Origin of the sequence: Sphingopyxis sp. P1IMeth2 (assembly GCF_900185685.1) — a bacterium.
GTDB classification, from domain to species: domain Bacteria; phylum Pseudomonadota; class Alphaproteobacteria; order Sphingomonadales; family Sphingomonadaceae; genus Sphingopyxis; species Sphingopyxis terrae_A.
Genome location: NZ_FYAT01000016.1, coordinates 58,785 through 72,933, shown reverse-complemented (window position 1 = coordinate 72,933; position 14,149 = coordinate 58,785). Strand labels below are relative to the sequence as shown.

Annotated in this window: 12 protein-coding genes and 1 tRNA gene; 8 read left to right on the top strand and 5 right to left on the bottom strand. The window is 64.5% G+C overall.

Annotated features, from left to right (window positions below):
* Positions 1-85: 85 nt before the first annotated feature.
* The 8 genes from ppdK to P1IM2_RS16170 all read left to right on the top strand — a co-directional run bounded on the left by ppdK (position 86) and on the right by P1IM2_RS16170 (position 8,518).
* Positions 86-2,746, top strand: coding sequence for a pyruvate, phosphate dikinase (gene ppdK, locus P1IM2_RS16205; protein ID WP_186403093.1), 2,661 nt, complete (start codon positions 86-88; stop codon positions 2,744-2,746).
* Between the two features lie 4 nt (positions 2,747-2,750).
* Positions 2,751-3,326, top strand: coding sequence for a DUF1214 domain-containing protein (locus tag P1IM2_RS16200; RefSeq protein ID WP_186403092.1), 576 nt, complete (start codon positions 2,751-2,753; stop codon positions 3,324-3,326).
* Position 3,327: 1 nt separating this feature from the next.
* A complete protein-coding gene (locus P1IM2_RS16195; RefSeq protein ID WP_186403091.1) occupies positions 3,328-3,855 on the top strand; it encodes a DUF1254 domain-containing protein in 528 nt (175 codons plus the stop codon).
* Between the two features lie 44 nt (positions 3,856-3,899).
* Positions 3,900-3,976: transfer RNA gene (locus P1IM2_RS16190), tRNA-Arg, on the top strand.
* 127 nt (positions 3,977-4,103) lie between these two features.
* Entirely contained in the window at positions 4,104-5,075 is a 972-nt protein-coding gene (locus P1IM2_RS16185; protein WP_186403090.1) for a glucokinase, read from the top strand.
* 46 nt (positions 5,076-5,121) lie between these two features.
* Complete coding sequence (locus P1IM2_RS16180; RefSeq protein ID WP_186403089.1) at positions 5,122-5,862, top strand: gamma-glutamyl-gamma-aminobutyrate hydrolase family protein; 741 nt, start codon at positions 5,122-5,124, stop codon at positions 5,860-5,862.
* Positions 5,863-6,067: 205 nt separating this feature from the next.
* Entirely contained in the window at positions 6,068-7,441 is a 1,374-nt protein-coding gene (locus P1IM2_RS16175; RefSeq protein ID WP_186403088.1) for an aspartate aminotransferase family protein, read from the top strand.
* A 138-nt stretch (positions 7,442-7,579) separates the two neighbouring features.
* Positions 7,580-8,518: a DUF808 domain-containing protein gene (locus P1IM2_RS16170; protein WP_186403087.1), complete on the top strand. Its 939-nt coding sequence runs from the start codon at positions 7,580-7,582 to the stop codon at positions 8,516-8,518.
* 99 nt (positions 8,519-8,617) lie between these two features.
* Here P1IM2_RS16170 and P1IM2_RS16165 read toward each other — a convergent pair whose 3' ends face one another.
* From P1IM2_RS16165 to P1IM2_RS16145, 5 genes are all read right to left on the bottom strand, one after another.
* A complete protein-coding gene (locus tag P1IM2_RS16165; protein WP_058813280.1) occupies positions 8,618-9,748 on the bottom strand; it encodes an ABC transporter ATP-binding protein in 1,131 nt (376 codons plus the stop codon).
* Positions 9,749-9,750: 2 nt separating this feature from the next.
* Positions 9,751-10,596, bottom strand: coding sequence for an ABC transporter permease (locus P1IM2_RS16160; protein WP_058813279.1), 846 nt, complete (start codon positions 10,594-10,596; stop codon positions 9,751-9,753).
* Complete coding sequence (locus P1IM2_RS16155; protein WP_186403086.1) at positions 10,596-11,501, bottom strand: ABC transporter permease; 906 nt, start codon at positions 11,499-11,501, stop codon at positions 10,596-10,598. Before P1IM2_RS16155 ends, P1IM2_RS16160 begins: the two co-directional genes overlap by 1 nt.
* A 24-nt stretch (positions 11,502-11,525) precedes the next feature.
* On the bottom strand, positions 11,526-12,632 hold the full coding sequence (locus P1IM2_RS16150; protein ID WP_186403085.1) for a PotD/PotF family extracellular solute-binding protein: 1,107 nt from the start codon (positions 12,630-12,632) through the stop codon (positions 11,526-11,528).
* 118 nt (positions 12,633-12,750) lie between these two features.
* Entirely contained in the window at positions 12,751-14,142 is a 1,392-nt protein-coding gene (locus tag P1IM2_RS16145; RefSeq protein ID WP_186403084.1) for a glutamine synthetase family protein, read from the bottom strand.
* Positions 14,143-14,149 lie beyond the last annotated feature (7 nt).

Here is a 14,149-nt window from a genome sequence, read left to right as displayed (position 1 = left end):
ACGAACGAAGTAAAACTGAATCGACCAACCGCGATTGCATACCTATCCAGCCGCGACCTCCTCCCCGGGGCAGCAGGAGTAAGACATGACGAAGATGGTGCATTTGTTCGGCGGCGCGGCCACCACGGCCGAGCGTTCGAAGGAATTGCTGGGCGGCAAGGGTTCGAACCTTGCCGAAATGGCCTCGATCGGCCTGCCGGTCCCGCCGGGCTTTACGATCACCACCGACGTCTGCACCGCCTATTACGCCAATGGCGAAGCGTTTCCCGACGGTCTGACCGCCGACGTCGAAAGTGGCATCGCGCATATCGAGGGGATCACCGGCAAGCGTTTCGGCGACGCGGCGAACCCGTTGCTCGTCTCGGTCCGGTCGGGCGCGCGCGTGTCGATGCCGGGGATGATGGACACCGTCCTCAACCTCGGGCTCAACGATGCGACCGTCGCGGGGCTTTCCGAAGCCTCGGGCGACCCGCGTTTCGCGTGGGACAGCTATCGCCGCTTCATCCAGATGTACGCCGACGTCGTCATGGGCCTCGACCATGCCGAGTTCGAGGAGGCCCTGGAAATCGCCAAGGAAGACAAGGGCTTTTTCCTCGATACGGAGATGTCGGCTGAAGACTGGCAGGCGCTGGTCAAGGAATATCAGGCGATCGTCGAGCGCGAGACCGGCGCACCCTTTCCGCAGGAACCGAAAGACCAGCTGTGGGGCGCGATCGGCGCCGTCTTCGCCAGCTGGGAAAGCGACCGGGCGAAAGTCTATCGCCGCCTGAACAGCATTCCCGGCGAATGGGGCACCGCGGTCAATGTGCAGGCGATGGTGTTCGGCAATATGGGCGACACCTCGGCGACCGGCGTTGCCTTCACCCGCGACCCCGCGACGGGCGAGCGCGCCTGGTACGGCGAATGGCTGATCAACGCGCAGGGCGAGGACGTCGTCGCCGGCATCCGCACCCCGCAGTATCTTACGAAAATCGCGCGCGAAAAGGCTGGGGCCAAGCCGCTGTCGATGGAAGAGGCGATGCCCGAAACCTTCGGGGAACTGGGCCGCGTCTTCGACACGCTCGAAACGCATTACCGCGACATGCAGGATATCGAATTCACCGTCGAACGCGGAACGCTGTGGATGCTCCAGACCCGCAGCGGCAAGCGCACCGCCAAGGCGGCGCTGCGCATCGCCGTCGAAATGGCGGCCGAAGGACTGATCTCCGAAGAGGAAGCGGTCGGCCGCGTCGATCCGGGTGCGCTCGACCAGCTGCTCCACCCGACGCTCGACCCCAAGGCGCCGCGCGACGTTCTGACCAAGGGGCTGCCGGCCAGCCCCGGCGCCGCGTCGGGCAAGATCATGTTCGACGCCGACAGCGCCGAAAAGGCCGCTGGCATGGGCGAGGCGGTGATCCTCGTCCGCGTCGAGACGAGCCCCGAGGATATCCACGGCATGCATGCCGCCAAGGGCGTCCTGACCGCGCGCGGCGGGATGACGAGCCACGCGGCGGTGGTTGCGCGCGGCATGGGGCGCCCCTGCGTCTCGGGCGCCGGCGGGCTGGCGATCGACGGCAATGCGCGCGTGCTGCGCGTCGCCGGGCGCGAGCTTCGCGAAGGCGATGTCATCACGCTCGACGGGTCGACCGGCGAAGTGATGGCGGGCGAGGTTCCGACGCTCCAGCCCGAGCTGGTCGGCGATTTCGGCACGCTGATGGGCTGGGCTGACAAGGTGCGCCGCATGAAGGTGCGCACCAACGCCGAAACCCCCGCCGACGCGCAGGTCGCGCGCGATTTCGGCGCCGAGGGTATCGGGCTTTGCCGCACCGAGCATATGTTCTTCGACGCTGCGCGGATCACCGCGGTGCGCGAGATGATCCTGGCCGACAGCGAGGACGGCCGCCGCGCCGCGCTCGCCAAGCTGCTGCCCGAACAGCGCGGCGACTTTGCCGCGATCTTCGGCGTGATGGCGGGGCTGCCGGTCACGATCCGGCTGCTCGACCCGCCGCTGCACGAATTCCTGCCGACGCGCGAGGAAGATTTTGCCGATGTCGCCGCCGCGGCAGGGGTGGGGGTCGAGGCGCTGAAGGCGCGGGCGAACGAACTCCATGAATTCAACCCGATGCTCGGTCACCGCGGTTGCCGCCTTGGCGTCACTTACCCCGAAATCTACGAGATGCAGGCGCGGGCGATCTTCGAGGCGGCGTGCGACGTCGCCGCCGAAACCGGCGCGGCGCCGATCCCCGAGGTGATGATCCCGCTGGTCGCGACGCGCCGCGAATTCGATCTGATGAAGGCGGTCGTCGATGCGCAGGCGAAGGCGGTGTTCGCCGAAAAGGGGCGCGAGATCGCCTATCTTGTCGGCACGATGATCGAGCTGCCGCGCGCCGCGCTGATGGCGGGCGAAATCGCCGAAACGGCCGAATTCTTCAGCTTCGGCACCAACGACCTGACCCAGACGACGATCGGCATCAGCCGCGACGACGCCGGCCGCTTCCTGACGCAATATGTCGACAAGGGCATCTTCCTGACCGATCCGTTCGTCAGCCTTGACGTTGAAGGCGTCGGACAACTGATCGAGATCGCCGCCGAGCGCGGCCGTGGTGCCCGCGCCGGGATCAAGATGGGCATTTGCGGCGAGCATGGCGGTGATGCGCCGAGCATCCACTTCTGCGAGCAGACCGGGCTCGACTATGTCAGCGCCTCGCCCTACCGTGTGCCCATCGCACGTCTCGCAGCGGCACAGGCGGCACTGAAGAGGGGATAAAGCCATGAAGAGCTGGCACCGCTATGCGATCACCCTGGTGGGCGGGATAGCGGTGGGGCTTGGCGGCGCCTGGGGTCTGACCCGTGGCGGGCTCGGCGATGGCGCGATCCGCAACGGCCCGTGGACGACCTCGCTCGGCTATGGGACGAAGGCGACCGATCCGCTGACGCGCGCGATGGTCGCGCGGTCGGGGCTGCTCGCGCTGCCGGCAAAGGAGACGCTCTACTGGATGGCGCGCACCGACGCCTCGGGCGCGCGGCTTGACGGCAATTGCCGTTACCGTCTGTCGGGAAAGCCGCTCGATGCGCGCTGGTGGAGCGTGACCGTTTATGATGCCAAAGGCTATTTGGTCGCCAATCCCGCGAATATCTGGTCGGTCAATGGCGCCAGTGTCCCGCTCGACGACAAGGGCGAATGGCACGTCACCATAGCGCCCGACCGGCCCGCCGATGGCGCCTGGCTTCCCGGGATCAAGGGGCAGCCGTTCGACCTGACGCTGCGCATGTACAATCCGGGCGCGGGCTTCCGCGCTGCGCCATCGGCGGCTGCGCTGCCCGCGATCGTCAAGGAGGGGTGCTGACATGCGCAGCTGGATCGGACCGCTCGCTTTTGGGCTGATCGTCGCGCTCGCGGCCGGCTATGCGGCCATCGCCGCCATCCCCTATGGCATGATGAAGATCGCGATGGACCGGCTTGGCCGCGGCGGCATCAATCAGATGTCGCAGGGACCGCTCGCGACGCCCGCGCGCCAGCCTGTCGTGCGGCCGAGCCCCGATCTTGCCTACTCCAGCTGTCCGTTCGACCTCGCGGCGGGGCCGCTCGAGGTTATGGTCGTGCCGGTCCCGGGGCGCTATTCTTCGCTCAGCATCTTCGATGCCGCGACCGACGTCGCCTTCGTGCGCAATGACGTCGAAGCGGGCGGAAAACCCTATCGAATCATCGTCGCGCGCGACGGGCAGGCGGTGCCGCCGGGTGCCGAGGTGGTGCGCGTCGGCCACGATCGCGGGATTGCGCTGATTCGCCTGCTGCTGAAGGATCCTGCGGAAATCGGGTCGCTCGACGCAATTCGCCGTCAATCGACCTGCCGAACCGTCACAAAGTCGAAATAGGGGGTTGCACGCCCCGCCGACTGCTCCTAAAGGCACCGCTCCACGCACCCGTAGCTCAGCTGGATAGAGCATCAGACTACGAATCTGAGGGTCGGACGTTCGAATCGTTCCGGGTGCGCCATTTCCTTTCGACATCGAAATTCAGGCTTCGCGGGCGCGACCGTGCATAGCTATGCCCTGTTGCATCGCTGCCGGGCCTGCGACATTCCGGACGCGATCCGGCCATGATGGACCGGCAAGGGAGAGTCATGAGCGAAGCCATCGTCACGGTCGATATCGGCGGCACGCACGCACGTTTCGCGATCGCCGAGGTGGCGGCCGGCCGCGTTGTCTCGCTCGGGCCCGAGACGACGCTGCATACAAAAGACCACGCCAGCTTTCAGACCGCCTGGCAGGATTTCGAGCGGCAGCAGGGCGGTGCGCTCCCGCGCGCCGTCGCCATTGCGATCGCGGGGCCGACGCGCGGCGAGATCATTCGCTTCACCAACAATCCCTGGATCATTCGCCCGGCGTTGATCGGCGAGAAGCTGAATGTCGACCGCTATACGCTGGTCAATGATTTCGAGGCTGTCGGTCATGCGGTCGCGCAGGCGGATGCGGGGTATTTCGAGCGGCTGACAGGCCCTGACGAGCCACTTCCCGCGAAGGGAACGGTCAGCGTTATCGGCCCCGGGACCGGGCTCGGCGTCGCGCATGTATGGCGCGACGGGACCGACTATCGCGTCCAGGCGACCGAAGGCGGACATGTCGATTTCGCGCCGCTCGACAGCATCGAGGACGCCATCCTCGCGCGGCTGCGCAAACGCCATCGCCGCGTGTCGGTAGAGCGTATCGTATCCGGTCCCGGCATCGTCGATATTTATGAAACACTGGCGGCGATGGAAGGGCGGCCGATCGCGCCGCTCGACGACAGGACGATATGGGGCCGGGCGATAGGCGGCGAGGATGCGCTGGCGGCTGCGGCCGCGGATCGCTTCTGCCTCTCACTCGGTAGCGTTGCAGGCGACCTTGCGCTTGCGCAGGGTGCCAGCGGCGTCGTGATCGCGGGGGGGCTTGGCCTGCGTATCCGCGACCAGCTCGTCCGGTCGGGTTTCCCCGAACGCTTCGTCGCCAAGGGGCGGTTCGAGAATTTCATGGCGGCGATCCCGGTCAAATTGATCACCCACCCGCAGCCCGGCCTTTTCGGCGCCGCCGCAGCATTCGCGCGCCAGCATCGCTGAAAAAAATCCGCTGGCGCGAGGACGCAAAAGGCGGCAGCAAGGGGGCATGACCGCGCGCCCCGTCCTCGGTATTATCGCCTGCAACCGCACCGTCGGGACAGAGGTCGCGCAAACGGTGATCAACCGCTATGCGACCGCCGCGATGCGCTACGCCGATTGCGCGGCGCTCATCATCCCGTCGCTTCCCGATCATATGCACGCGCGCGAGATAGTCGGGCGGCTCGACGGCGTGCTGCTCACCGGAACGCCGTCGAATGTCGCGCCGGCGCTCTATGGCGATCCGGCGGAAGGCGAGGGGCCGTTCGACCCCGATCGCGACCGGATGATGATCGAGCTTGTCGAAGCGACGATCGCCGCACAGCGCCCGCTGTTCGGGATCTGCCGCGGTTTTCAGGAGATCAACGTGGCGCTGGGCGGAACGCTGCGCCGCGATACGTCGGCGAGCGACGAACTGCTGCACCATCACGCCCCTGACGATGCCGCTTTCGATGCGATGTTTGACCATCGGCACAAGGTCGATCTCGTCGAAGGCGGCCTGCTTGCGTCGGCCTATGCCGCGCCCTCGCTGGAGGTCAATTCGGTTCATTATCAAGGCATCGGTGCGCTTGCCGACAGTTTGGCGGTCGAGGCGCGTGCACCCGACGGACTGGTCGAAGCCTATAGCGCGCGGCCGAACGGAGCGCCGCTGCTCGCGGTGCAATGGCACCCCGAATGGGCCACCGACGGCAATGATGAGAGCCAGACCTATTTCCACCTTCTCGGCCGCGCGTTAAGAGGCGAACTATGAACCGCCGCGTCACCCGATATGATCGCTATCTCGCGCGGATCAGCTTTTCGCCCTGATTGAAGAACTCCCCTCCCGCTGGCGGGAGGGGGCGGGGGTGGGGTGAGCCACAGGCGAACGTCCATCCTCTCGTCCTTCGGAGCGCGCTTCGTGCGCGCCCACCCCTAACCCCTCCCGCCTGCGGGAGGGGAATTTCAGGATCAGAAACATGCCCCGTAATCACGACATCGCCGAACTGCGCCGCCTCGACGTCGCGCACCATCTTCCCGCGCAGGCCGACTGGGCCGAAATCGAAAAGCTCGGCGGCAGCCGCATCATCACCCATGCCGAAGGCTGCACGATCGTCGATGGCGACGGCCACCGTATCCTCGACGGCATGGCGGGCCTTTGGTGCGTCAATGTCGGCTATGGCCGCGAGGAACTGGTCGAGGCTGCGGCAGCGCAGATGCGCGAACTGCCTTTCTATAATACCTTTTTCAAGACCGCGACGCCGCCGACGGTGACGCTCGCGGCGAAGATCGCCGAGCTTACCGGCGGGCGCCTGCCGCACATCTTTTTCAACGCCTCGGGCAGCGAGGCGAACGACACGGTGTTCCGCATGGTGCGCCATTATTGGAAGCTGAAGGGCGAGCCCAAACGGACCGTCTTCATCAGCCGCTGGAATGCCTATCATGGTTCGACCGTCGCGGGCGTATCGCTCGGCGGGATGAAGGCCATGCACGCGCAGGGCGACCTGCCGATCCCCGGTGTCGAACATGTCCGCCAGCCCTATTTCTACGGCGAAGGGCAGGGGATGACCGAGGAGGAATTCTGCGATGCCTGCGTGGCTGCGATCGAGGACAAGATCCTGGAAGTCGGTCCCGAAAATTGCGCCGCCTTCATCGGCGAGCCGGTTCAGGGCGCCGGTGGGGTCATCATTCCGCCCAAGGGCTATTGGCCGAAGGTCGAGGCGGTGGTGCGCAAATATGGCCTGCTGCTCGTGGCCGACGAAGTCATCTGCGGCTTCGGGCGCACCGGGAAGATGTGGGGGCATGAAACCATGGGTTTCACGCCCGACCTGATGCCGATGGCGAAGGGGCTTTCGTCGGGCTACCTTCCGATCTCGGCGACAGCGGTGGCGAGCCATGTCGTCGACGTGCTCAAGACCGGCGGCGATTTCGTCCACGGCTTTACCTATTCGGGCCATCCGGTCGCTGCGGCGGTCGCGCTCAAGAATATCGAGATCATCGAACGCGAAGGGCTGGTCGAACGCACCGGCAGCGTGACGGGTCCGCATCTGGCGAAAGCGCTTGCGACGCTGGACGATCATCCGCTCGTCGGCGAAACGCGCTCGATCGGCTTGCTCGGCGCGGTCGAGATCGTCGCTGACAAGGAAACGCGCGCGCGGTTCGGCGGTGCCGAAGGGACCGCCGGCCCGATGGCGCGCGACGCGTGCATCGCGAACGGGCTCATGGTGCGCGGTATCCGCGACAGCCTGGTCATGTGCCCGCCGCTGGTCATCACCACCGAACAGATCGACGAGATGGTGGCGATCATCCGCAAATCGCTCGACGCGGTGATGCCGAAGCTGCGGGCGCTCTAGCGATTTCTTTCCATTCCCGTTCGTGCTGAGCTTGTCGAAGCACTGTTTTCTTCTTTAGACGTGAAGAGAAGACCGGTCCTTCGACACGCTCAGGACGAGCGGGTTGAGGGCCTATATCCAGTATAAGGATCGACCCCCATGCCATCCGGCCTTTTTGCGCTGCTCGATGACGTTGCCACCATCGCCAAGGTTGCGGCGGCGAGCATAGACGACGTCGGCGCCGCGGCGTCGAAGGCCGGGGTCAAGGCCGCAGGGGTAGTGGTCGACGATACCGCGGTGACGCCGCGCTACGTCACCGGCTTCACGCCCGATCGCGAATTGCCGATCATCTGGCGGATCACCAAGGGATCGCTGTTCAACAAGCTGGTGCTGATCCTGCCGGCGCTGCTGCTGCTGTCGACGTTCCTGCCCTGGGCGATCACGCCGCTGTTGATGATGGGCGGCGCCTATCTTTGCTTCGAGGGTGCGGAGAAGGTCATCCACGCACTGCAGAAGGACAAGACGAGCCTTGCCGAGGACGCCGAGATCGTGGCCGACAAGGATCATGAAGAGACGATGGTGAAGGGGGCGGTGCGCACCGACCTCATCCTGTCGGCCGAAATCATGGTGATCGCGCTCAACGAAGTGCTGGACGAACATCTCGTGATGCGCGGCGCCACGCTTGCGCTGGTTGCGGTGCTGATTACCATCGCGGTCTATGGCGTGGTCGGGTTGATCGTGAAAATGGACGACATTGGCCTGCACATGGCCAAGCGCGGATCGGCGGCGCGGCAGGCGATCGGGCGCGCGCTGGTCAACCTCATGCCCAGTCTGCTGGCGGCGCTCGCGACCATCGGCACCGCAGCAATGCTGTGGGTCGGCGGGCAGATCGTGCTGCACGGCCTGCACGAATATCATATCGGCGGCATCGCCGAAGCGCTCGAATCGCTGGCTCATTCGGTCGCGGGCGGACTTCCGCTCGAAGGGCTTTGGACGTGGCTCATCAAGGCGACCGGCGACGGTATCTTCGGATTGCTGCTCGGTGGGCTGATCGTCGGGGTGCTGCACTTCCTTCCGGGCAAGAAGTCGGCACATTAAATCGCATCGTCATTGCGAGCGAAGCGAAGCAATCCAGAGCGGTTTGCGCACGCGCTGGATTGCCGCGTCGCCTTCGGCTCCTCGCAATGACGAAGAAATCTATCCCAGCAACACCACCGGACTGTCGGCGCGCCAGTGCATGCTGACCTTGTCGTCCCAGGTGAAATCCTCCTGGTCGTGGCGCGACAGATTGGGGCGCGACACGCGTAGCCGCGCGCCCGATTCGAGTTCGATGTCGTAAAGGGTGATATCGCCGAGATAGCTCATGCCCTTGATCGTGCCGCGCGCAAAATTATGCCCCTCGGGGGCGTCCTGCGCCGCGGCGCGCACCGCTTTGCCTTCGCCCGGAACGTGCAGATAGATTTTCTCGGGCCGCAGCGCGACCCAGACGTCGGCGCCATGCGGGCCGGTCACGCCATGGTTCAGATAGACGCGCCCCAATCCGGGGCAATCGACCGCGGCGCGATCGGGTTCGTCGAGCGTCAGCTTGCCTTCGAAGATGTTCACCGAACCGACGAAATCGGCGACGAAGCGGTTGGCGGGATATTCGTACAGGTCCGAAGGCCCGGCGAGCTGCGCCACGTCGCCCTTGTTGATCACCGCAATGCGGCTCGCCATCGACAGCGCTTCGTCCTGGTCGTGCGTCACGGTGACGAAGGTGATGCCGACCTGGTCCTGCAGGTCGGCGAGCTCGAACTGCATCTGCGCGCGCAATTTGGCGTCGAGCGCCGACAGCGGTTCGTCGAGGAGCAGCACCTTCGGCCGCATGATGAGGCTGCGCGCCAGCGCGACGCGCTGCCGCTGGCCGCCCGACATCTGGTCGGGCATGCGGTCTTCGAAGCCGCCGAGCTTTACCAGCTCGAGCGCTTCGGCAACGCGGTCCTTGACTTCGCCGCCGCGCACGCCCGCGATCTTGAGGCCGTAGGCGACATTGTCGGCGACGCTCATGTGCGGAAAGACGGCATAGCTCTGGAACACCATGTTCACCGGCCGCTTGTTCGGCGGGATACCGGCCATGTCCTGCCCGTCGATCAGGATATGGCCTTCCGTCGGCAATTCGAAGCCGGCGATCATGCGCAGCAGCGTCGTCTTGCCGCAGCCCGACGGGCCGAGCAGCACGAAGAACTCGCCCGCCATGATGTCGAGGCTGACGTTATCGACCGCGGTCACCTTGCCGAAGCGTTTGGAGACATTCTGGATCTGGATGATCGGCTTGGGCGCGTCGGTCATGGTCAGTGGGTTTCCGCAATGGCTTTGACGCCCTGAAGTTTCAGCGCGACGGCGGTGAGCAGGATGGTGAGGAGGATGAGCAGCGTCGATGCCGCATTGACTTCGGGCGTCACCGAGAAGCGGACCATCGAATAGACCTTCACTGGGAAGGTGATCGTGTCGGGGCCGCTGGTGAAATAGGTGATGACGAAATCGTCGAGGCTGAGCGTGAAGGACAGCAGCGCGCCCGCGATCAGCGCCGGGCGCATGTGCGGGATCAGCACATCGCGGAACACCGCCCATTCGCCGGCGCCGAGATCCTTTGCCGCTTCCTCCTGCTCGCGGTTGAAGGTGGCGAGGCGCGATCGCACCACCATCGTCACGAACGGAAAGCAGAAGGTGATGTGGGCAATGATGATCGCGCCGAGATTGAAGGGCCAGATCAGGTCGGTCGGCCATTCGAGCCATTTGGCGAAAAAGATCAGGAAGGCGACGCCCATGCAGATTTCGGGAACGATGATCGGCAGCGAAATCGTTCCGTCGACCGCGCCCTTCAACGGGAAGCGGAAGCGCCAGAGCATCACCGCCGCGACCGCGCCGAGGATCAGGCTGATAAGCGTCGCGAGCGCCGCGATGGTGAGCGAGTTGACGAGCGCTTCGACCAGCACGTCGTTGCCCAGCGCCTTGTCATAATATTTGAAGGTGAAGCCGCGCCAGACGACGTTGCGCTTGCTGTCGTTGAAGCTGAAGATCATCAGCACGACCAGCGGCGCGTAGAGAAAGACCATGACCGCGCCGACCCACAGCCGCATCCACAGGGTGCGGCTATATTCCAGCGGCGCGCGCGGGGTGCGGGAAAAGATCGCCATCAGCGCGCCTCCGGCACCTTGCGCCGCATCGATTGCAACGCGATGAGGATGAACATCGCATAGATGAGGATGAAGGAGAGCGCGGCGCCGAACGGCCAGTCGTTCGCCTTCTTGAACTGCCGTTCGATAACGTTTGCGATCATCTGGCTGTCGGTCCCGCCCATCAGGTCCGGCGTGAGATAGGCGCCGAGCGCGGGGATCAGCGTGATCATCACGCCGGCGACGATGCCCGGCGCGGCGAGCGGCACGACGATGCGCATGATGGTGCGGAAATGCCCGGCGCCAAGGTCGAGGCTCGCCTCGATCAGGCTGCGGTCGAGCCGGTCGAGCGCGGCATAGAGCGGCAGCACCATGAAGGGCAGGTGGACGTAGACCAGCCCGAAGACGACTGCGAAATTGTTGAAGAGCAGTTGCACCGGCTCCCATGTCGGAAGCGGCTGCATCCCGACAAGCGTCTTGAGCCAGCTCGCGCCGTCCCACAGCGCGCCGAGCCCCTTGTTGGCGAAGCCCTGGGTGCCGAGCAGCATCATCAGCGCATAGGTGCGGATCAGCAAATTGGTCCAGAAGGGCAGCATGATGCCGAGCAGCAGCCATGGCCGCCATTTCTCGCTCGCGAAGGTGATCGCCATCGCCACGGGAAAGCCGACGATCAGGCAGATCAGCGTAACGAGCGCCGCGACCGCGAAGCTTTTGCCGAAGATCGACAGATAGAGAAACTCGGTCGCGCGCTTGTAATTTTCGAGCGTTCCCGAAAATTCGATCTCGGTCAGGCCGCGGTTCTCGCCGAAGCTGTAGAACCAGACGATCGCCATCGGGATGACGAAGAACAGGAGGGTCCACAGCAGGGTCGGAACCGACACCGCCGCGAAGACCCGCTTGTTTGTTTTCCAGTCCTGCTCGGCCATCCCCCCGATGCCCCTTTCAGACCGTTACGACGCCCGCACCTTCGTAAAGGCTTCCTCGTAGAGTGGCTGAAGCTTTTCGTTGAACTTCGCATATTCGCACTTGGCGAGCACGTCCGCGGGCGGGAAGATGACCGGGTTGTCCTTGTAGCTGTCGGGCATCAGCGCCTTCGCGGCGGCGTTGGGGGTCGGGTAGAGGATTGTTTCGGTGATCTTCTTGTCGACCTCGGCATCGAGCATATAGTTGATGAAAGCGTGGGCGTTCTTCGGGTGCGGCGCGCCCTTCGGAATGCACAGCGTATCCGAATTGAGCTGGCTGCCTTCTTTCGGCACGACGAAATCGAGATCGGGATCCTCGGTCATCGCCTGTGCGATGTCGCCATTATATTCGAGCACGACATCGACGTCGCCCTTGAGCAGCAGATCCTGCCCGTCATCCTCGTGGAATTTCTTCACATAGGGCTTTTGCTTGATCATCATCGCCGAGATGGCCTGAATATCCTCCGGCGTCAGCGAATTGACCGATTTGCCGAGATATTTGCCATAGAGGCGGAACATGTCGCCGGCCTCCGACAGCCAGGCCATGCGGCCCTTATATTCGTCGCTGTCGAACAGGACCTTCCAGCTGTCCGGCGCGGTCTTCACCTTCGACTTGCGATAGCCGATGCCCAGAACCAGCCAGGTGTAAGGCATCGAGAATTTGCGGCCCGGATCATAATCGACGTTCAGGAAGCTGGGGTCGATATTCTTCATGTTCGGGATCTGCGCATGATCGAGCGGCATCAGCATGTCGGCGCGCGCCATGCGTTCGACAAAGTCGTTCGACGGCACGATGACGTCATAGCCGGGATTGCCCGCCTTGAACTTCGCGAACAGCGTGTCGTTGCTGTCGAACAGGTCCATCGTGACATCGACGCCCGTCACCGCCTTGAAATCGTCGAGCGTCGTTTCGCCGATATAGGTGTCCCAGTTGTAGAAGTTGAGCTTGGCCTCTTCGCCGTTGGCAAGCTTCTTGTCGCTGCCCTTGCTGCACGCGGCGAGGCCGCCGAAGCTGATCCCGATTGCGGCGACGCCCATCGCCTGAAGCAGCGAGCGGCGATTGCGGCCCTGCGCGAGCAGTTCGTTCAAATCCATGGCTGGCCTCCCTGATTGTGACCGCAAGCTGACTCATTAATGTCGGCTTGAAAAGAGGCTTTTTTGCACCGCAACACGAATCCCTGATATTTTCGTGCGTCGCGGCCCAGGCTGGTCGCTATGCGTTGCGCAGATACCAGTCGTAGTCGATCGTCGGCACCGTCCCGAAATAGCGATCCTGTTCGACCCGCTTCACGATGCTGAACATGTCGACGAAGCGGTCGCCGAGATAATCGCGCATCAGCGCCGAGGCGTGGAAGCGGTCGACGGCCGCGAACCAGTTCGACGGCGGCTTGTCGTCGCCCGAGGCGTCGCGATCATAGCCGTTGCCGACGACCGCCGGACCCGGGTCGGTCCGGCTTGTCATTCCGTGATGCATGCCGGCGAGTACGGCGGCTACCGCGAGATAGGGATTGGCATCGGCGCCGCAGGCGCGATGCTCGACATGCCGGCTTGGCGGCGGCCCGGCCGGGATGCGGAAGGACACGGTGCGATTGTTGACCCCCCACGTCGGCGCTACGGGGGCGTAGCTGTTCGCCTTGAACCGTCGATAGCTGTTGGCGTGCGGGGCAAAGAGCGCAAAGCCGTCGCCGACGCTGCCGATCATGCCGCCGATCGCGTGGCGCAGCGCATCGGTGCCCTCGGGATCGTCGCTCGCGAAGATATTGCCGCCCGCGCCATCGTTGACCGAGACGTGGATATGCATCCCGCTCCCCGCCTGTTCGGCGAAAGGCTTGGCCATGAAGGTCGCTTCGAGCCCATGTTGCTGCGCGATCGCCTTGACCAGCCGCTTGTACATGATGGCGTCGTCGCAGGCGCGCAGCGCGTCGGGTTTGTGGCGCAGCGTCAGCTCGAACTGGCCCGGTGCAAATTCGCTGATCGCGCTTTCGAGCGGCAGGCCCTGCACGTCGGTCGCCGCATAGAGGGCGTCGAAGAAAGGACGAAAGTCGTCGAGTTCACGCAGGCCATAGACTTCGACATTGCGCGGCGTGTCGCGGCTGTAGCCGGGGCGGGCGGGGCGCACCGACCCGTCGCGCGCGCGGCGCGGGTCGAGCAGGTAGAATTCCAGCTCGACTGCAAGCACCGGGGTCAGGCCGTCGGCGGTGTAGCGGTCGATCACGCGGCCGAGCACATGGCGGGGATCGAGGTCGTGCGGCGTGCCATCGAGTTCATAGAAATCGACGAGGAACTGCGCGGCCTGATCGCCGCCCCACGGCGTGCGGACAAGGGTGCCGGGGATCGGCTTCATCGATCGGTCAGCGTCGCCATCTTCCCAGACCAAGCCCGTTTCGACGGTGTCCTGCCCAGTGATGTCGACGACGGTGATTGAGCCGGGGAACATGCGTCCGCTTTCATAGACAGCGAGCACCTCATGCTGGCGAAGCCGCTTGCCGCGCGGGACGCCGCCCATGTCGGTATAGATCATCTCGATCGAATCGATGTCGGGATTGGCCCGGAAGAATTCCTCGGCCTCCGACCGCGGCGCGATCACGCCCGACGACTTCGCCATTGCCCCA

Bases quoted from the DNA above. Each gene is read 5' to 3' on its own strand.
- ppdK (WP_186403093.1), top strand. From the start codon at position 86: ATGACGAAGATGGTGCATTTGTTCGGCGGCGCGGCCACCACGGCCGAG.
- P1IM2_RS16200 (WP_186403092.1), top strand. From the start codon at position 2,751: ATGAAGAGCTGGCACCGCTATGCGATCACCCTGGTGGGCGGGATAGCG.
- P1IM2_RS16195 (WP_186403091.1), top strand. From the start codon at position 3,328: ATGCGCAGCTGGATCGGACCGCTCGCTTTTGGGCTGATCGTCGCGCTC.
- P1IM2_RS16185 (WP_186403090.1), top strand. From the start codon at position 4,104: ATGAGCGAAGCCATCGTCACGGTCGATATCGGCGGCACGCACGCACGT.
- P1IM2_RS16180 (WP_186403089.1), top strand. From the start codon at position 5,122: ATGACCGCGCGCCCCGTCCTCGGTATTATCGCCTGCAACCGCACCGTC.
- P1IM2_RS16175 (WP_186403088.1), top strand. From the start codon at position 6,068: ATGCCCCGTAATCACGACATCGCCGAACTGCGCCGCCTCGACGTCGCG.
- P1IM2_RS16170 (WP_186403087.1), top strand. From the start codon at position 7,580: ATGCCATCCGGCCTTTTTGCGCTGCTCGATGACGTTGCCACCATCGCC.
- P1IM2_RS16165 (WP_058813280.1), bottom strand. From the start codon at position 9,748: ATGACCGACGCGCCCAAGCCGATCATCCAGATCCAGAATGTCTCCAAA.
- P1IM2_RS16160 (WP_058813279.1), bottom strand. From the start codon at position 10,596: ATGGCGATCTTTTCCCGCACCCCGCGCGCGCCGCTGGAATATAGCCGC.
- P1IM2_RS16155 (WP_186403086.1), bottom strand. From the start codon at position 11,501: ATGGCCGAGCAGGACTGGAAAACAAACAAGCGGGTCTTCGCGGCGGTG.
- P1IM2_RS16150 (WP_186403085.1), bottom strand. From the start codon at position 12,632: ATGGATTTGAACGAACTGCTCGCGCAGGGCCGCAATCGCCGCTCGCTG.
- P1IM2_RS16145 (WP_186403084.1), bottom strand. From the start codon at position 14,142: ATGGCGAAGTCGTCGGGCGTGATCGCGCCGCGGTCGGAGGCCGAGGAA.